At 49.2% G+C, this 17,804-nt stretch carries 20 protein-coding genes; 5 read left to right on the forward strand and 15 right to left on the reverse strand.

All coding sequences use genetic code 11. The annotated features are described in order from the left end of the window. From C510_RS0112925 to C510_RS0112940, 4 genes are read right to left on the reverse strand one after another with little or no spacing between them, the layout of a single operon-like run. Complete coding sequence (locus C510_RS0112925; RefSeq protein ID WP_018711724.1) at window positions 1-2,088, reverse strand: type IA DNA topoisomerase; 2,088 nt, start codon at window positions 2,086-2,088, stop codon at window positions 1-3. A gap of 60 nt (window positions 2,089-2,148) precedes the next feature. Beyond that, window positions 2,149-3,720 carry a DUF3945 domain-containing protein gene (locus tag C510_RS0112930; RefSeq protein ID WP_004291455.1) on the reverse strand — a complete coding sequence of 524 codons (1,572 nt, stop codon included), beginning with the start codon at window positions 3,718-3,720 and terminating at the stop codon, window positions 2,149-2,151. Between the two features lie 20 nt (window positions 3,721-3,740). Beyond that, on the reverse strand, window positions 3,741-4,091 hold the full coding sequence (locus C510_RS0112935; protein ID WP_004291454.1) for a helix-turn-helix domain-containing protein: 351 nt from the start codon (window positions 4,089-4,091) through the stop codon (window positions 3,741-3,743). A gap of 3 nt (window positions 4,092-4,094) precedes the next feature. Next, a complete protein-coding gene (locus C510_RS0112940) occupies window positions 4,095-4,520 on the reverse strand; it encodes a helix-turn-helix domain-containing protein (RefSeq protein WP_004291432.1) in 426 nt (141 codons plus the stop codon). A 138-nt stretch (window positions 4,521-4,658) separates the two neighbouring features. Between C510_RS0112940 and C510_RS0112945 the strand changes: the two genes are divergently transcribed. Continuing rightward, entirely contained in the window at window positions 4,659-4,958 is a 300-nt protein-coding gene (locus tag C510_RS0112945; protein ID WP_004291426.1) for a helix-turn-helix domain-containing protein, read from the forward strand. Window positions 4,959-4,989: 31 nt separating this feature from the next. Continuing rightward, window positions 4,990-5,295: a helix-turn-helix domain-containing protein gene (locus tag C510_RS0112950; RefSeq protein WP_004291424.1), complete on the forward strand. Its 306-nt coding sequence runs from the start codon at window positions 4,990-4,992 to the stop codon at window positions 5,293-5,295. A gap of 77 nt (window positions 5,296-5,372) precedes the next feature. Here the strand turns inward: C510_RS0112950 and C510_RS0112955 are convergent, their stop codons facing one another. After that, window positions 5,373-5,735: a hypothetical protein gene (locus C510_RS0112955; protein ID WP_004291423.1), complete on the reverse strand. Its 363-nt coding sequence runs from the start codon at window positions 5,733-5,735 to the stop codon at window positions 5,373-5,375. Between the two features lie 11 nt (window positions 5,736-5,746). Continuing rightward, entirely contained in the window at window positions 5,747-6,982 is a 1,236-nt protein-coding gene (locus tag C510_RS0112960; RefSeq protein WP_004291422.1) for a site-specific integrase, read from the reverse strand. A gap of 366 nt (window positions 6,983-7,348) precedes the next feature. On the opposite strand from C510_RS0112960, the gene C510_RS0112965 reads away from it, so the two are divergent. Then, entirely contained in the window at window positions 7,349-7,525 is a 177-nt protein-coding gene (locus C510_RS0112965) for a DUF4250 domain-containing protein (RefSeq protein WP_018711725.1), read from the forward strand. Between the two features lie 83 nt (window positions 7,526-7,608). On the opposite strand, the gene C510_RS0112970 is transcribed toward C510_RS0112965, so the two are convergent. The 3 genes from C510_RS0112970 to C510_RS0112980 all read right to left on the reverse strand — a co-directional run bounded on the left by C510_RS0112970 (window position 7,609) and on the right by C510_RS0112980 (window position 10,641). After that, the gene (locus tag C510_RS0112970; RefSeq protein WP_018711726.1) at window positions 7,609-8,943 is read right to left on the reverse strand and encodes a nucleobase:cation symporter-2 family protein; all 1,335 of its coding nucleotides are present in this window, start codon (window positions 8,941-8,943) and stop codon (window positions 7,609-7,611) included. A 3-nt stretch (window positions 8,944-8,946) separates the two neighbouring features. Beyond that, entirely contained in the window at window positions 8,947-9,516 is a 570-nt protein-coding gene (xpt, locus tag C510_RS0112975) for a xanthine phosphoribosyltransferase (protein WP_018711727.1), read from the reverse strand. A 165-nt stretch (window positions 9,517-9,681) separates the two neighbouring features. Then, entirely contained in the window at window positions 9,682-10,641 is a 960-nt protein-coding gene (locus C510_RS0112980) for a fimbrillin family protein (RefSeq protein ID WP_025892803.1), read from the reverse strand. A 158-nt stretch (window positions 10,642-10,799) separates the two neighbouring features. Here C510_RS0112980 and C510_RS0112985 point away from each other — a divergent pair, with 158 nt between their 5' ends. Continuing rightward, on the forward strand, window positions 10,800-12,218 hold the full coding sequence (locus C510_RS0112985; RefSeq protein ID WP_018711729.1) for an alkaline phosphatase: 1,419 nt from the start codon (window positions 10,800-10,802) through the stop codon (window positions 12,216-12,218). Window positions 12,219-12,226: 8 nt separating this feature from the next. On the opposite strand, the gene C510_RS0112990 is transcribed toward C510_RS0112985, so the two are convergent. Both C510_RS0112990 and C510_RS0112995 read right to left on the reverse strand, forming a co-directional pair. Next, entirely contained in the window at window positions 12,227-13,126 is a 900-nt protein-coding gene (locus tag C510_RS0112990; protein WP_018711730.1) for a helix-hairpin-helix domain-containing protein, read from the reverse strand. Between the two features lie 15 nt (window positions 13,127-13,141). After that, window positions 13,142-14,512 (reverse strand): sodium-dependent transporter, encoded by a 1,371-nt coding sequence (locus C510_RS0112995; RefSeq protein WP_018711731.1) that lies wholly within the window; start codon window positions 14,510-14,512, stop codon window positions 13,142-13,144. A 91-nt stretch (window positions 14,513-14,603) separates the two neighbouring features. Here C510_RS0112995 and C510_RS16545 point away from each other — a divergent pair, with 91 nt between their 5' ends. After that, complete coding sequence (locus tag C510_RS16545; RefSeq protein WP_025892800.1) at window positions 14,604-15,011, forward strand: VanZ family protein; 408 nt, start codon at window positions 14,604-14,606, stop codon at window positions 15,009-15,011. A gap of 96 nt (window positions 15,012-15,107) precedes the next feature. Here C510_RS16545 and C510_RS0113010 read toward each other — a convergent pair whose 3' ends face one another. The 4 genes from C510_RS0113010 to prfB form a co-directional block, all read right to left on the reverse strand. Then, window positions 15,108-15,611, reverse strand: a complete 504-nt coding sequence (locus C510_RS0113010) for an RNA polymerase sigma factor (protein ID WP_018711734.1) — start codon at window positions 15,609-15,611, stop codon at window positions 15,108-15,110. A gap of 165 nt (window positions 15,612-15,776) precedes the next feature. Continuing rightward, window positions 15,777-16,268, reverse strand: a complete 492-nt coding sequence (locus tag C510_RS0113015; RefSeq protein ID WP_018711735.1) for a CYTH domain-containing protein — start codon at window positions 16,266-16,268, stop codon at window positions 15,777-15,779. Window positions 16,269-16,383: 115 nt separating this feature from the next. Continuing rightward, a complete protein-coding gene (locus tag C510_RS17515; RefSeq protein WP_018711736.1) occupies window positions 16,384-16,524 on the reverse strand; it encodes a hypothetical protein in 141 nt (46 codons plus the stop codon). A gap of 75 nt (window positions 16,525-16,599) precedes the next feature. Continuing rightward, window positions 16,600-17,715, reverse strand: coding sequence for a peptide chain release factor 2 (gene prfB / locus C510_RS0113025; protein WP_018711737.1), 1,116 nt, complete (start codon window positions 17,713-17,715; stop codon window positions 16,600-16,602). Window positions 17,716-17,804: the final 89 nt, after the last annotated feature.

A 17,804-nucleotide genomic window follows, 5' to 3' on the forward strand; every position in this document is an offset into this window, starting at 1 on the left:
CTATTTCTTCCGTCCTGAAAATTTCTTGTCCTTTTTAGCCTCCGGGAACACAAAAGTCGTGTTATATTCCCCGTCAAAGGCGACAACAGCATCGAAACTCTTGCCCTGTTTGCTCTTGAACCCTTTGAGCAGCTTGGTATGCCCTTCGGTGAGCAGGTCTTTGATTTCATCGTCGGACAGGGTGCGTCCCGCTTTCAGCCGGAACACGGGCAGTCCGCACTCCGTGTTGTCGCAGCGTACCACCTTGCCGTAGAACCGCATCCTGCCCGTGCCACACTTGGGACACGCGCAGCCGGAGTCACGGCTGCCGAAGAGCTTGTCGCACGAGATCAGTTCGGAGGTTATCTCACGTGTGTACGCCTCTATCTCCTTGCGGAAGGTGTCGTCGGACAGTTCCCCGCGCTCGATACGCGCCAGCTCCTTTTCCCATTCGCCCGTCATGGCAACATCGGCGATGCGCATCGTCTTGACGACGGAATTGAGGGCAAGTCCTTTTTCGGTGGGAACAAGCGACTTCTTGCAGCGTTCCATGTAACCGCGCCTGTAAAGCGTTTCGATGATGGAGGCGCGTGTGGCGGGAGTACCGATGCCACAGTCCTTCATCGCCTGCCGCAGTGCGTCGTCCTCAATTTCCTTGCCCGCCGTTTCCATTGCCGAGAGCAGGGTGGCTTCGGTATGCAGCGGCTTGGGTTTGGTCTTTCCTTCGGTAATGGACGAGCCTTTCGGTGTCAGCGTGTCGCCTTCCTGCCAGCCGGGGATGGTAATTTCCTCTTTTTCCTCGCCATAGACGGCACGCCATCCGGTTTGCTTCACGACGCTGCCTTTTACGGTAAACTCCACTCCGGCACATTCCGCCGTGACAGTGGTCACATCCTTGACGCATTTCTCAGAGAATGCCTCGACCATGCGCCCGGCAATCATCTGATAGATGGTATTGTCCTCTTTGGAGAGGAAGAGCGGTTTCTCACCCGTGACGAGCAGGGCATGGTGGTCTGTCACCTTGCCGTCGTCCACGCTGCGGCGTGTCGGGGCGGCTTTTGCCCGCACCTTGTCTTTCCATTCGGGCTGTGTGCCGATGAAAGCGAGCAGTTTGGGAATTTCGGCAAACACGTCTTCGGGGATGTAGCGGCTTCCCGTTCTCGGATAGGTTATCAACTTCTTTTCGTAGAGTTTCTGCGCGATTTCAAGCGTCTGTTCCGCCGTGAAGCCGTGCTTGGCGTTGGCTTCTTTCTGGAGCGTGGTCAGGTCGTAGAGCAAGGGAGTTTCCTCCGTCTTCTCCTTGCGCTCGGCTTTCGTGACAGTGGCGCAACCTGCCGCCTTTACCTTATTATATAGTTCCATCGCCGGTTCTTTCTCTTTCCATTTCTCGGAGGATGAGAATTTCACGACTTCGCCGTCGCAACCGTCCGTTGCGATATGGAGCTGCCAGAATGCTTCGGACGTAAAGCGGCGGTTCTCCCAGTAGCGTTCACATACCATAGCCAACGTTGGTGTCTGCACCCGCCCCACGGAATACGTGCCGTGTCCGGCGGCGATGGATAACGCCTGTGTGCCGTTGATGCCCACGAGCCAGTCGGATTCGCTCCGCGCTTTGGCGGCGAGGTAGAGGTTGTCGTATTTGCTGCCGTCTTCGAGTTTCCGCAGTCCCTCGCGGATAGCTTTGTCGGTGAGAGAGCTGATCCACAGGCGCACGAAAGGAGTGGTGCAACCCGTATAGTGGTAGAGGTAGCGGAAGATAAGCTCTCCCTCGCGTCCGGCATCGGTCGCCACGATGATATGTTCGCTTGTGTCGAACAGTCTTTTGATGACTTTTATCTGCGACACCACGCCGCTGTCGGGCTTGTAACCTTTCTCCGTCCTGACCTGACGGGGGACGAGCGTGAATGTGTCGGGAATAATCGGGAGGTTGTCACGGACAAATCCGCGCACGCCGTAGCCGTCGGGCATGGCAAGCTGAACGAGGTGTCCGAATGCCCATGTCACGGCATAACCGCCTCCCTCGAAATATCCTTCCTCTCTCTTTGTCGCGCCCACGATGCGGGCGATTTCACGTGCCACGGAGGGCTTTTCTGCAATGATTGTCTTCATGTCTTCTTCTTTTTTGTTGATACTTTGGATTTTATTTTGGATTCAGTGGCGGACACGGGATTACATTTTCATGCCCTTGCCCGTTTTCTTCTGCGGCTTCTCCTGCTGCTGTTGCTGGCGGGCGTCCTTCGGGTTGGTCTGACCTTTCTGCAACGGCTCTCTCAGATTCTTTGTAGCCTCGTTGGTCTTGCCATCGTTGTTCACCGCCACCTGCGTGCGGCTCTCGTTGGACGGAGCAACCTGCTGTGCATTGTCAGGGTTCGTGTCGTAGCGGTACGGGCGTCCCTTCTCCGGGTTGAACTTGATATACATCGTGGCATGGAAGCCCTGCTTGTCGGTCACGTTCTCCAGCTTCACGGCTTTACCCGCCACATAGTCGGCTTTCTGCTGGTCGGTGAAGCTCACGCCGCTCCATTTGCTGATGGGGCGGATGCTGCCGTCCTCGTTCGTCCACGTGTTGCGGCGTTGCTCCTTCTTGGTCTGTGCGGCATTTTCCCCGCCCTGCGCCTGACTTTTCGATGTGTCGCCTTTGGTTTCCTGTGTCTGTGCGGTACGGGGCGACTTGCCGGTTCCCGGCACGAACTCCACGCCGCGCTGCTCCACGTTCACTTGCAGGGTGGTGACGAACTTTCTGCCGTCGTTGCGCTCGATGAGCTTGTCGCGTACGGGCAGTCCGGCGCGGAGCATGTCCCGCTCCTGCGTGGTGATTTCCGTCTTGCCGATGCGCTCCGGGATGCGCACCCTGCTTGCCGGAATGTCCGTGATTTCATTCGTCTTGCGGTCGATGCTGATGTAGGAGGGGATGATCTCGCCCGTTTCCCTGTCCACAATGTCCACGACCCTACCGAGATTGCCCGTTTCGCGGAGGTTCTTCCGGTCATTGTCGGAGAATTTGTGTTCCTTGTACTCATCCAGCTTCTGCTCCTTGCGGATGAAGTGCGGCACGAGGCTGATGTTTCCCTCACCGTCCTTCTTGAAGGAGAGGCGGGCGTCCAGCTCGAATGATTCGCCGCCGAAGGTCGGTTTGACCTTTACCAAGTCGGACTTGCCATAGTTGAGCATCTTCGTAAGGTCGCCGGACTTTTCAAGGTTGTCCCGCTTTACGCCCCATCTGTCCTCCAGCTCCTGCCAGTTGATTTTACTCTCGTCGATGGGCTGGTAGCCACGTTTGCCCTGCATCTGTTCGGATTTGTCCTGTTGCTGTTCTTTCCGTTGTTCCATGTTCTCCTGTTTTTGAGGTTCTTGTTTCTCTGTCTGTTGTGCTGCCATCTCTTCCTGCACCTTCTTCTCATAGTCGGAGGTGTCCACCTTGTGAGGGGCGAGCAGCTCCTTGTTCGCTTCGGGGTCTTTCAGCAGTTGCTTCATCACCTCTAAGAGATTTTCAGCTTGGTCTGCCGCAATGCGGTAGAAACCGAAGCGGCTGGGTTCCTTGCACTGCCGGAAGAAGTTCTTGAAGAAGTTGTCCAGCACGTCGCCATGTCGGTCGAATTGCAGGAAACTCTGCGCGTTCTCCGCTTTTGCGGGGGTGCGCTTGGGTGTGCCGTCCGCGTTCAGCCCGGCTACCACGCTGATCTCGCCTGTCTTCTCGTCACGGACTACCAGCACGTCCTTTTCGTCTTTTTTCTTTGCCATCTGAAAAATGTTTTAATGGGTTATTTATGAAAGAAATTATGGATACGAGCCTTGTAGAAGGCTATATCTTCCTTTTTGAAGTCCTTGATATGGTTGGAAAGGAATGTCAGCACGTCCTCCTCGCTGTAATAGGTCTTCTTGCCCAGCGTCTTGTAGGGCAATGCGCCTACGCTGCGGTAGCGTTGGAGGGTGCGTTTGCTTATCTGGAGCAACATGCACAAATCCTGATTGTCGAAAAGGCGGATGCTTTCCGTGATAGTGGGCTGTTTCCCCTCAGCCTTCATCGCCAGCAGCAGTTCGTCCTGACGGTCGAGCCGTTCCATCAGCTTCTGCATCCAGCCCTCGAAGTTGTTTCGTGTGAGCAGTTCCATGACCTATGTCCTCCTTCCTTTTGGTTTGCCGCCCGTGCGCAGCGTGTGGTTGTGGAACAGGGTGTCTATTGTCCCTTCCTCGTTCCTTACTGTGTTGTCCTCCAATAGCCGCAGTATCTCGGAAAGGCGGTAGCGGCAGCTTCCGCGTACCACCACATACTCGATACGGTGGTCGGTGCGCATACGCTGCATGGTGCGCTTGCTCACGTTGAGCATCTTCGCCGCCTGTGCCGTGTCAAGCAGCTTGTCTTCGGTTTCCCGCTTCCGTTTCTTCTCGTCCCTTGCCTCGCGGATGTACCCTGCGATGTTCGCAATCTGCGCCATCATCTCCTTGTAGGCGGAACTTTCCATTGTTATCACTTTCATGTTCAGTCCTTTCTTTTTGTTTCTGCGACAAAATTCGGCAATAAACAAAAGGGGCTTTAACAACTCACTACGTGACTCACGTAAGATTTTTGCGGAAGATGGCTCCGTAACCCGGTCAAACGGCGCAACAGGCAGCCTTTCAGCGGAAAACGATACGTCTTGTATGCCGTTTCGTTACCTTTGCGGCAAACTCTAAATGACATGAATATGGAAATAGTATCTATCGAGAAAAAGACTTTCGAGATGATGGTGGCGGCATTCGGCGCACTCTCGGAGAAGGTCGCCGCCCTGAGGCGCAAAAGCGACACGGGGCGCATGGAAAGATGGCTCACGGGCGAGGAGGTCTGCGGGCAGTTGAGAATAAGCCCGCGCACGTTGCAGACGCTGCGTGACAGGCGGCTTATCGGCTACTCGCAGATAAACCGCAGGTTCTATTACAAGCCAGAGGAGGTGAAGCGGCTGATACCGCTTGTCGGCACGCTCTATCCGCACGGCAGATGATTTGATTTATTCACCCACTGAATCCGAAGTTATGATGAACGAGAACAACGATGTTTTTACGATGGAAGACGAGCCGATAGCCTCTGTGGTGCAGGATATGCGCAAAGGCTCGAAATGGCTGTCCGCATTTCTGGAAAGCTACCGTCCTCCGCTGGACGGGGAACGTTACCTGACGGACGGCGAGGTGTCGGAACTGCTCCGTGTGAGCCGGCGCACCTTGCAGGAATACCGCAACAACCGCGTGTTGCCCTTCATACTTTTGGGAGGGAAGGTGCTTTACCCGGAAACGGGGCTGCGCGGGGTACTGGAAGCGAACTACCGCAAGCCGCTGGAGTGAGGCGGTTTCATGAAAAAGTAAACGGGTGACACCTTTTGTGGTGCTACCCGTTTACTTGTCTTATGGGGTATGTGCAATCAGCAATACCCGGCTTTTCCGTTCTGTATGAACATCACGTATGTCTGCCGTTTCTCTTGTGAGAGTGCCTTTCCCACCAGCCATGTGCGGAACAGGTGGGTGTTGTAGGTATTCACCCTGAAAGCGACCGGGATGATGATTTCAAGGGCGTACACGTCCGCGTGCAGCCCGTTTTCAAGCTGCATGTAGCGGCACACCTCGTAGTCGTTCAGCACGTCCGACTTGCGGACGGCTCTGATGGCGGCGTTCACTGCCGGGACGGTCGTATGGAACAATCCGGCTATTTCGGTGGCGGTCATCCACACGTCGTTACCGGTTACGCTGACTGCCTTGTCCTCGATGATGATTGTGTCACGTTTCATGGCTTTTCTTTTTAGATGGTGCAACCTGCAAATTCCTCGACGCCGTTCAATCTTGCGGCAAGGTTCTCCATGTCCTGATTGAGCTTCTCTTTGGTTATCTTTGCGTAAATCTGCGTCGTCTTTATGCTCTTGTGTCCGAGCATGGAGCTGACCGTTTCGATGGGAACACCGTTGGAGAGGAATATCGTCGTGGCTGCCGTGTGGCGGCTCTGATGCCACGTGATATGCTTGGTGATGCCGCAACGCTTGGCGACGGCACGGATACCGGCAAGGCACGTGTTATAATGCGGAACGGGAAATATCCTGCCGTCCCCGCACAGTCCCCGGTATTTGCCGATTATGCGGTTGGCGATGTCGAGCAGGCGGATGTTGGACACCACGCCCGTTTTCTGGCGGTTGATGTTTATCCACTCGTGTTCGTCGAAGTAGGTGCGGATATTCTCTTCCGTAAGGTTGCGCATATCCGCGAACGACAGCCCCGTGAAGGCGCAGAACAGGTAGAGGTCGCGGTACAATTCCTGTTTGGCGTTTTTCAGTTTCCCCTCCATCAGCAGGCGGATCTCATCTTTGGTCAGGAAACTGCGTGTTGTTTCCTCCTTCTTGATTTCATACTCGCGGAACGGGTCGCGCGTCAGCCACTCGTTGTTGATGGCGATGAATACCATCGTCCGTAACGGGCAGACGTACAGCCACACGGTATTGGTGCAGCAGTGCTTGTCCGTGCGCAGGAACATCTCGAAGTCGGAGATGAAAGCCGGGGTAAGCTCTTTTAGGGCGATGTCCTTCACATGGTAGCGGATGTCGAGGAACTCTTGCATGTGCTTGTAAACGGTGCGGTACTTCAGCAGCGTGCCTTTGGCTTTCATGCCTGCCTCCACCTGCTTCTCGTAGTCCTCGTTGTGCTGGCGGAACACCTGCATCAGCGTGTGGTAGCGGTGTTCCAGTCCGAGAAAGGCGTTCTTCACCTTCTCCGCCGTGACGAAGTTGTCACGCTCCATGATTTCCTGATAATGCCTGTTGATGCGTACCCGCATCTTGTCAAGCATACGGTTCGTTTCGAGTGCCGCCGTGCTTCTGCCCGTGACACGTCCACCTTTGGTGTCCCACAGTTTCGGATCGACAGTCAGTTTGCAGCTGAACTGTGTCTGGCTGCCGTCCACCGTGATGCGTCCCATGACGGGAACTGTCCCGTCCTTTTTCACTACCTGACGCTTGAGGTAGTAGATTACTGAAAATGTACTCTTCATTGTCCTTAATTTTTGGGTTTCAAAATTAGTTGGTGAAGAGTCCGGTGTTGGTACGCAAAACGGGGAGGAACGGCGCAATCTTTTTCCGTAACCTGATTTTTCGCATGAGTTATGGATAACTCACTATTCCTTAGAGCCTTGTTTCGCTATTCGTACCCGTTTGTCGCATTTTCGGGCATGGTTACGAACAAGTAACGTAGCGGCGTCAGGATTTGGCTTCGGCAGGGATTGTAATGGCTTCACGGATTATCGCCACTTCAACCAAAACCCTTGTAACTCAATTCTATCACTATATCTTTCCGCATTTCACTTTTTTGTAGTAACTTTGCGCCGCAAAAAGAAAGAAACGTTTTTTGAGAAAAAATTATGGAATTACCTAAAGACCCGATGATGCTGTACAGCCTCATCAACATGAAACTGCGTGACTTCTATCCATCGCTCGATGCCCTTTGTTCTGACCTGAATGTCAGCAAAGAAGAAATTGTAAACAACCTGAAAGCTGCCGGCTTTGAATATAATCAGGAGTTGAACAAGTTCTGGTAATCAACGGAAACTTCTGAAACCATAGCGGGCTTTGCAAGAATCTATTCCTGCAAAGCCCGCTATTCTTATATTTGAGGTATATATCAGTCTTCCTTGATACGGATCAGCAGATTCGAAATGATGGCTGTCAATCCACCGGTCGTGATACCGGATGAAAAGATATTCCGGACAGTCTCAGGCAACTGACACAGAATTTCAGGTACCAGTTCTACACTCAATCCGAAAGAGAAGCTCAATGCCATCACCAACGTAGCCTTACGGTTGATGTTCTGCGCAGCAATAATACGGATACCTGCCGCCGCTACGGTTCCGAACATCAGCAAGGTAGCCCCTCCCAATACAGGTTCAGGCATCAGCGAGAAAACCAAACCTACTGCCGGGAACAAGCCCAACAGAATCAGAAAACCGGCAATGAAATAACCGACATAACGACTGGCCACCCCAGTCAACTGTATCATTCCATTATTCTGGGCAAAGATGGAATTCGGGAAAGAATTGAAAATACCGGCCAACATGGAATTGAATCCATCGGCCAGAATTCCTCCGGAAGCACGCTTCACAAAAACCTCTCCTTCTACCGGCTCGCCCGAAATCAAAGAATTGGCTGTAATGTCACCATAAGCCTCGATGGCTGTAATCAGATACACCAGTCCTAATCCGATGATGGCCGAAAGGTCGAACGAAATGCCGTAACGGAAAGGAACAGGGATATTGAAGCCACCGTAATTCTGAACTGCCGATAAATCAACCATCCCCAATATCCACGCCAGTACATACCCGACCATCAGTCCGATAACAATAGAACTCATGCGCAGATAGCGGTTGGAACTGCGGTTAAAGAAAATAATCAAGATCAGCACCAAAGCAGCCAGCCCGACATGATGAAAAGAGCCGAAACTACCGTCGGCCTGAGCGGACGCGCCACCGCCACAAGCGGAAATTCCAACTTTAATCAGGCTCATACCTATCAGTGTCACCACAATTCCTGAAACCAGTGGCGTAATTACCTTACGGGTATATTTCAACACCCGACTGATAAGCATCTCCACCGAGGATGCCATGATGGTTGCCCCGAAAACGGCACTCAATCCTCCCGTCAAACCAGCCGAAATAATGGGACCGATGAACGAAAAGCTGGTTCCCTGGATACACAACAGCCCGCAACCTACAGGTCCTATCCGACGACATTGGATGAATGTAGAGACTCCCGATGCGAACAAGGACATGGAAACCAAGAAACCGGTAGACTCCAAATCGAGTTTCAAGGCACCAGCAATAATCAACGGAGGTGTAATAATGGCCACAAAGATAGCCAACAAATGCTGGAGTGCTGCAAAGACAGTCTCCTTCAACGGTGGGCGGTCATTCAGCCCATAAATCAGTCCGGCTCCCCGGACTATTGTATCTTCTTTTCCCATCCTTTATTCCTTGATACGAATCTCACAGTTATCCAAACTTTCAATGATAGCCAAAGACTCTACATGAATACCTTGCTCACGCAAGTAATCGCCTCCGTGCTGGAATGACTTTTCAATCAGGAAACCCATTCCTACCAGTTCCGCTCCAGCTTGTTTTACCAAATCAATCACTCCCTTGGCAGCATTACCGTTGGCCAGGAAGTCATCGATAAACAACACCTTATCACCCGGACAAAGGTAATCACGGCTGACACACACATCATAGGTACGGTCTTTGGTAAAGGAATACACCTTTGTAGTCAACATGTTCTCCATGGTACTGGGAACCTTTTTCTTGGCAAAGACTACCGGTAATTCCAACAGATAGCCCACCATGATAGCCGGAGCTATCCCGCTCGCCTCGATTGTCATCACCTTATTAATCCTGGTACTGGCAAAACGGCGGACAAATTCTACAGCCATTGATTTCATCAGAATCGGGTCCATCTGATGATTGATAAAATTGTCGACTTTGAGGATTCCTCCCTCAAAGCATTTTCCATCGCGTAGGATACGCTCCTTCAATGCTTTCATTGCTTTTCGATATTTAGGTAATTGATATGTTCCTTAAAATTCTGCAAAGTTATAGGTTTTTCCGGAAATCATCGGTATTTTTCCGGACAACCCGACAAGCATAGACAAAAAAAGGATGCAGCGGTATCCCCATCTGCATCCTTTATCATATATCCGGATATGGAATCAATCCATTTCCTCGGGAGTATGGTTCTCATCTATCCAGATATCATCTCCCACCTGACTTTCCCAGTTACCGATACTATTGCCTTCTATCAGAATATTTTCTTTTTTCAGCCGTATCGTATAGGTATAAAGTTTACCGCCCGCATACTCTGATACCAAATTCTCGGTAGAAGCCGTGTAACGAATACCGTTTCGGGTATAATCAAAACTCAATTTCAAGGAAGACGATAAAGTGACCGGATTAATCAACACCACAAATGTATAACTCTCTCCACTGACTACTGCCTCCGGAGTCAATGTCAGCACGGACGTAGACGGAGAACCTGATATCAAACGGTCTTCCGCAAAACTGCTTCCAAAACTATAAGTCTGGCTAGTTACAATGTCCTGTCCTTCATAACTCACCTTATGGATAGTCAGCTCATCTTCCGCACTGCTCTTGTTCACCACAATTTTCAGCATAGCATATACATGGTGGAAGGCATTGTCTTCTGTAAAAGAGACCACTCCGGCAGCATCGGCATAAGACATCGTACAGTGCCCTGCCAGGAAATCAAACGTACCGATACGCTCCAGTTCACCGGTCTGTGCTGTCAAATCCGGCATAGGCACTGACGAACGGGTAGCCGTTTCCTCATAAGGATAGAAAGCACAGAAATGAAAATCTTCCACTTTATTTTCCCAATTCATTGCCGTTTCTGTAGTCCATCCGCTTTCTTCAAACTCCCAACAGGAAGCTTCATCTTCATCCGGTTGGAAAAGACCAATCCGGTCTGTCAATTCAAAGTTGGATACCCCTTGTTCGGAAGTGGTGGTTCGACTCGTTACTCCCCCTGAAGCGATGGATGCCTCCAAAAACATCGGTGCATTACTTTCTGGATTTACCTCTTGCAATTCCTCCTTACTCTGACAGGCTGCCAACAGACAGCAGACTCCTGCCAATAACATCATTTTTTTCATGTATTAGAAATTTTAAAATTAATGAATCTGTAATAAGGGAAACGCCACCTCATCAAGAAACTTCCACTTAAACATGTTTTTTTTCGAAGTTCGCATCACTAGAAAATAACTTTTCCCTATTTTTGCGTCAAAACATTTAACTTTTTACTGATTCATCCATGAAGAAAGTTTCATTTTTATTCGTATTCATTCTGCTGGCCACTTATTATTCATTTGCCCAGCAGGCCAAGTATGTCTTCTATTTCATCGGAGACGGTATGGGTGTTAACCAAGTACAAGGGACAGAACTCTACCGGGGAGAACTGAACGGAAAAATCGGAATCATCCCGTTGCAGTTCACACAGTTCCCTTATGCTACAGTATCGACCACTTTCTCAGCCACAAACGGCGTAACCGATTCTGCAGCAGCCGGTACTGCACTGGCGACCGGCAACAAGACCAAAAACGGAGCCATCGGTGTACTGAAAGATTTGGAAACTCCGGTTAACAGCGTAGCTGTATGGGCGAAAGAAGCCGGACACAAGGTAGGTATCGCTACCAGTGTAAGTGTAGACCACGCTACCCCAGCCGCCTTCTATGCACATGTTGCCGGCCGTAGCAGCTATTACAGCATCGGTAAAGACCTTTACCGGACAGGTTTCGACTTTTACGCCGGTTCTGATTTCCTGGAACCGGTAGACAAATCGGGCAAAGACACCGAGAACCTGTATGATTTAGCCGCCAAGAACGGATACGCCATTGCCCGTGGCTACAAAGACTATCAGAAAAAGAGCAAAAAAGCCGATAAACTCATCCTGTTCCAGTCGGAAGCAGCTTCTGAAAAGGACCGCTATTCCATCCCGTATGCCATTGACCGTCAGAAAAACGACCTGACACTACAGGATATTACCCGTTCTGCCTTGAACTTCCTTTCAAAAGACATGTCCAAAGGATTTTTCCTGATGGTAGAAGGTGGAAAGATTGACTGGGCCTGCCACAGTAACGATGCAGCAACCGCATTCCACGAAGTAGAAGATTTCGACAATGCCATCAAAGTAGCTTACGAATTTTACATGCAGCACCCGGATGAAACCCTGATAGTCATCACTGCCGACCATGAAACTGGTGGTATCGTACTGGGTACAGGTCCTTACGAACTGAATCTGCAAGTGCTGAAAAACCAGAAAGTCAGTGAACAAGGATTTACACGGATTGTCAACAACCTGCGTATGGAAACAAAGAATCAGGTATCCTGGGAAAGCATCCAGAAAGCTTTGAAAGAAAATTTCGGATTCTGGGACACTGTCAAACTGAACGAAAAACAAGAAGCCCGTTTGAAAGCTGTTTATGAAAAGAGCTTCCAGAATCAGGAAGTCAAACTGGAAAAGAGTGAATATGCTCAGGACGAACCCATCGCTTCGGAAGCTAAGCGTATCCTGAACGAAATCGCTTTGGTAGGTTGGACCAGCGGCGGACATTCAGCCGGTTATGTTCCGGTGTTCGCCATCGGTGCAGGAGCAGATTTGTTCCAAGGCCGTATCGACAATACAGAAATCCCGTTCAAGATAGCCGAAGCTGCCGGATATAGCCATCCGTAATGCATTCGCTATTCGAACGACAGATAAGGAGACAAACGTTCAAGGTCTTTCTCAGTAAACTCCTGAAACAAGGAAAGCTGGGAAAGACCTTTTATTTTCCCCCGCTTCCGTCGGTACTCCAGAATAGCTTTAGCCTTATAGAAATCCATGTAAGGATGATTACGCAAACGGTCCAGTCCGGCCCGATTCACCGGAATCTGTTCAATAAACGAAACATCACACCGGAACCAACGATTCAATGAATCCGGCCAATGCGACAGTTCATTCAACTGCTCGGTCCGGACAAAGCCACCTAACTGCCGACGATAAGCCACAATCATCCGTGCCCTACCGCTTCCGATGCCTGGAACCTGTTTCAATAAAGTCGTATCAGCCGTATTCAGTTCTACAACACTTCCTACCGGCAATTTCATGGGAACAAGCGTATCTCTTTGAGCAAATGAGTCTACGGCCTTGCGGGCTGTTTCGGGTTGAGGGAGGAGTAAATAAGACCTCAACTGTTGAAAAAGTTCCGAATCCAATCCATAAATCCGGGCAAAAGACTCCTCGGAACGAAATACCCCCCCTTTGGCTCGATAACGGAGGATATTCCGGACGACATTACCGGGTATTCCCAGCGAACGCAACTGGAGTGAATCGGCTGTATTCGGGTCGAAAGGCTGTAAGACAACTGTTACAGCCGATTCTTTCCGATAAGAAGGTTTTGCCCGGTAAACACGTTTTTCTTCGTAATCCTGGACCTGTTGCAAAAAAGAATCGATGGCCATTTCGTGACATACAGGCATTTCAGACTGGCCGTTCCTCCAGAAAAGAAAAGTACCTATACCTCCTAAAAGTACGAATAAAAACAGAAGCAGGCAGATAATCCTCCGTTCCGAACGGGTATAATAGAAAAAATCATTCCACATCGATTCTTTGTTTTTCTATCCCAACAAGCCCAATTCATTCAAGAAAATCACGGCTATTCCAATAGGAGCGACAAAACGCAACACATTGATATAAACCGGATAATAACTTCCTCTCAATTGGCCGTAGTTGGTCACTTCATCCCGCACCAGCTTACGGTCGAGTACCCATCCCACAAAGATAGCCGACAGCATGGCTCCTGTAGGAAGCATAATCTTGGCCGTCAGAAAATCCAAAGCACTGAATATCTCCAGTCCGCCGATAGTGAAATGCTTCCAGACACCCAAAGACAATGAAGAGACGACACCGACTATCACACAGCCGGATGTTACCAGTGTAGCCGCACGTCCACGTGTAAACCCGAACTTCTCACACAGAAAAGCCGTAGACACTTCGTGCAGAGAAATGGTAGAAGTCAAAGCTGCCAAAGCCAACAGTACGTAGAAAGCAACCGAGCACAGCACAGCCATTACCGGAATTCCCGCAAACGCCTGTTGGAAAACATTCGGCAGGGTAATGAATATCAGAGAGGGACCTGCATCAGGATTGATACCTACCGCAAAAGCAGCCGGAAAAATTATCAGGCCAGACAAGATAGCCACAAACGTATCAATCAATCCCACACTCATGGCAGTTGCTCCCAGACGTGTATTCGGGCCGAAATAAGACGCATAGGTAGAAAGGCAACCCATGCCCAGGCTCAATGAAAAGAAAGCCTGCCCCATCGCACCTAAGAATACATCGGCCGTCACCTTACTGAAATCCGGCTTCAACAAGAAGCTGATTCCCTTTTCTGCCCCCGGCAAAGAAACCGAACAGCAGGCTAAAATGACTACCAGTACAAACAAGGCCGGCATCAGAATCTTGGCAGAACGTTCAATACCGTCCTTCACCCCTTTCGCCACAACATAATGAGTGATGAACAGGAAAACAGCCAGCCACAACAACGGGCGGAACGAACCGGCCGAAAAATCATCGAACATCTGGATGTATCCGGCAGGCGTTTTATCGGCCAATCCACCGGTCAGAGCCTGATAAATGTATTCCAACGTCCACCCGGAAACGACCGAATAATATCCCAAAATCAAGAAACCTGTCAGCACTCCTAAATAACCGACCCATTTCCATTGGGTTCCAGGTGCCAACACCCTATACGCCTCACCGGTACTGGCCTTCGCACGCCTTCCTATAGTAAATTCCGCTATCATGATGGGAAGTCCGAACAGAAAAACCAACCCGACATATATCAGAATGAAAGCAGCACCTCCGTGATTTCCGGTCTCATACGGGAAACGCCACACGTTGCCCAATCCTACTGCCGACCCGGCAGCAGCCAAAATCGCGCCCAGTCTACTTCCAAAATTCACACGTCCTTCACTATTCTTCATAAATTACCTCGTTTTAGTTACAATTTTACTCTTTACAGCCCACAAAAATACAATCTTTTTATATCTTTGCCCATCAGAAACAACATAAAATATGCTATATTATATCAAACATTATCCGATATCGCTCATTATCCTAGCAATTATCTGCTATTTGTCCTTTTTCACGCCACCGAAGACAGATTTGAACGAAATTCCTAATCTCGACAAACTTGTACACTTCTGCATGTACTTCGGATTCAGCAGCATGATTTGGATAGAATATCTATGGTCGCATTCTTCCATCCGCTGGAAACGGATAATACCTGGAGCCGTGCTACTCCCTATTCTAATTAGCGGGCTTATAGAAATCCTACAAGAAAACTGCACGGACATGCGTAGCGGTGACTGGCTGGACTTCCTGGCCAACTCTGTAGGTGCATTGGCATCTATTCCGGCGTGTCATTACATCTACCGTTTCCTGGTATGGAGATACCTCAAACGGAAGTCTACAGATAAATAAACGCAAAGACACCGGATACTTCACAGCATCCGGTGCCCCCAAACTATAATTTTAAAAATAGAGAGTTATATCATTTTATTAACAGAAGTCCTTTTGTTAGCGGAAGTCCTTCAAATCTTGTTGCAGTTTCTGACGTGTAATGTAGATACGGCTCTTTACTGTACCCAACGGCAAGCCTAAGCGGTCAGCAATCTCACGGTATTTGAACCCTGACACATACATGGCAAATGGTACACGGTATTCTTTTGAGAGTCCATTTACAATGTGGCGGATTTCCTTCAAATCGTATGCCACTTCTGTAGAATCCACTTCGATGTCGATTCCTTGATTCAGGAAGTACTGGTTATCGGTTGTATCTACATAAGTCTGGTCACGTAAAGTTTTCCGGTAGTTGTTGATGAAAATATTCCGCATGATGGTATAAATCCATCCTTTGAAATTGGTTTCATCTGTATATCTATCTTCATTGTCCAAAGCCTTCAGTGAAGTCTCTTGAAGAAGGTCGTTTGCCTCCTCGTGGTCTGCTGTAAGCTTGTACGCAAAGTTCAGCAGTTCGGGCTGCAAACTAAGCAGGTTCTGAGCAAAATTAGCTGTTCTCATAATGGTCTGTTTTCGAGATTAAAATTCTTTTTTGTTTAGTCTCTGCAATATTACAGACAAAAGCATGAGAGCACCGCCCAAAACCCGTTATCCTATGGGGGTGAAACTATCAATGATAGATTTTACCCCTTAAAATAACAGTTGAAAGGGGGTCAAAAACCCGTTTTAACCGATTTCAGGGTCATTTTTCCAGCGGTTGTAGGGAACTTTCATCAAAAAAGAGTTGTAATACTTCACCTGTCCGGTCACCTCTTCTCCCAAAAAATCCGGACGTTCGAAAGCCTCATCCTCCGATTTGAGTTCCACTTCCGCCACTACCAGCCCTTCATTGTCGCCATAGAATTCATCTACTTCAAAGGTGTGGTTTCCTACCTTCACCAGATAACGGGTCTTATCAATCATACCCGGTTCGCACAACCGCATCAGTTCTTCTGCTTCATCCAAGGGCAACTCGTGTTCCCATTCATACCGGCTGGTTCCGGATGCATTGGATGGGCCTTTTATGGTGAGATAACCTTTCGCATCACGTATTCTCACACGGACTGTCCGTCCACGTATACTGCAGATATAGCCCTGGCGAATACGACTGCTGCTATCTGCCATCTTCCGGTAAGAATCATCCTTTACCAGAAATTTCCGTTCTATTTCCTGCGCCATAATTAAACCTTATTCCACAAAAAAAGCATTGCCACACCGAAGGAACAACAAGCAGGTACAAACTCCTCTCTTGCATCCGCGGATGGCAATGCCTCGACTTAACATTCTTTTCTACTCAGGAAGCTAACGCATACCCTACAATAATCAGAGCAGCCAACAACAGCAAAGCAATACAAATCGATTTGAACAGGCGGTTCGCCTTTTCTTCTTCCCGTTTGCTGTAATTTTGCCTCTTGAGATTATTACTCTTTCCCATAGTTTCTTATATTTAAGATTGAAGATCGTCCAAAAATACAATAAATCTGAGAGAAAGCAAATAAAAAAACTTTTTTTAGTCTTCGCTGTCTGAAAATTCCATCAGATACGCCTTAATGAAACCGTCAATCTTACCGTCCATCACTCCGTTCACATCGGATGTCTGGAAGTTGGTACGATGGTCCTTCACCCGGCGGTCATCGAACACGTAGCTACGGATCTGTGAGCCCCATTCGATTTTCTTCTTTCCGGCTTCTACCTTTGCCTGTTCCTCCATACGGTGCTTCAGTTCCTTGTCGTACAAGATAGAACGCAACTGACGCATGGCATTTTCCTTGTTCTTCGGCTGGTCACGTGTCTCGGTATTTTCAATCAGGATTTCTTCTTCTTCTCCCGTATACGGGTCCTTGTACTGATAACGCAAACGAACTCCTGATTCTACTTTATTTACGTTCTGACCACCGGCACCCCCGCTTCGGAAAGTATCCCAAGACAAGCGGGCTGGTTCTACAGTCACCTCAATAGAATCGTCTACCAACGGAGTAACGAATACAGAAGCAAATGAAGTCATACGTTTTCCTTGTGCATTGTAAGGAGAGACACGTACCAGACGGTGCACACCGTTTTCCCCCTTCAGGTAACCATAAGCGTATGCTCCTTCGATATTCATCGTTACAGTCTTGATTCCGGCTTCATCGCCTTCCTGCAGGTTGGCTACAGACAGCTTATAACCGTTGCTTTCTGCCCAACGCATATACATACGCATCAACATGGAAGACCAGTCCTGACTTTCCGTACCTCCGGCTCCAGAGTTGATTTTCAATACACAGTCCATCTGGTCGGCCTCGGAGCGCAGCATGTTCTTCAGTTCGAGTGCCTCCACAGCCTGGATAGCCTTGGCGTAGGCTTCATCCACTTCAGCCTCTGTCACCAGTTCATCTTTATAGAAGTCGAATGCCAGTTCCAGTTCATCCGCCAATGTCTTCACTTCATTGTATCCTTCAATCCAGCTCTGCAAGCCCTTCACCTTCTTCATCTGAGCTTCTGCTTTCTTCGCATCGTCCCAAAAACCGGGAGCCTGCGTACGGAGCTGCTCTTCTTCTACCTGAACCTTCTTGTTCTCGATGTCCAGGTAACGATAAAGTGCCGCAGTACGTTCTTTTACGTCCTTGAGTTGTTCTATTGTAATCATGTTGAAAACTTAAATTCGTTTGAGGTGGCAAAATTAACAAAAAAGCGGGTATTCAGGAAGAAACAGGTCCGATTTTCTGTCTCTCACTT

It is taken from the genome of Phocaeicola barnesiae DSM 18169 = JCM 13652, from assembly GCF_000374585.1.
GTDB lineage: Bacteria > Bacteroidota > Bacteroidia > Bacteroidales > Bacteroidaceae > Phocaeicola > Phocaeicola barnesiae.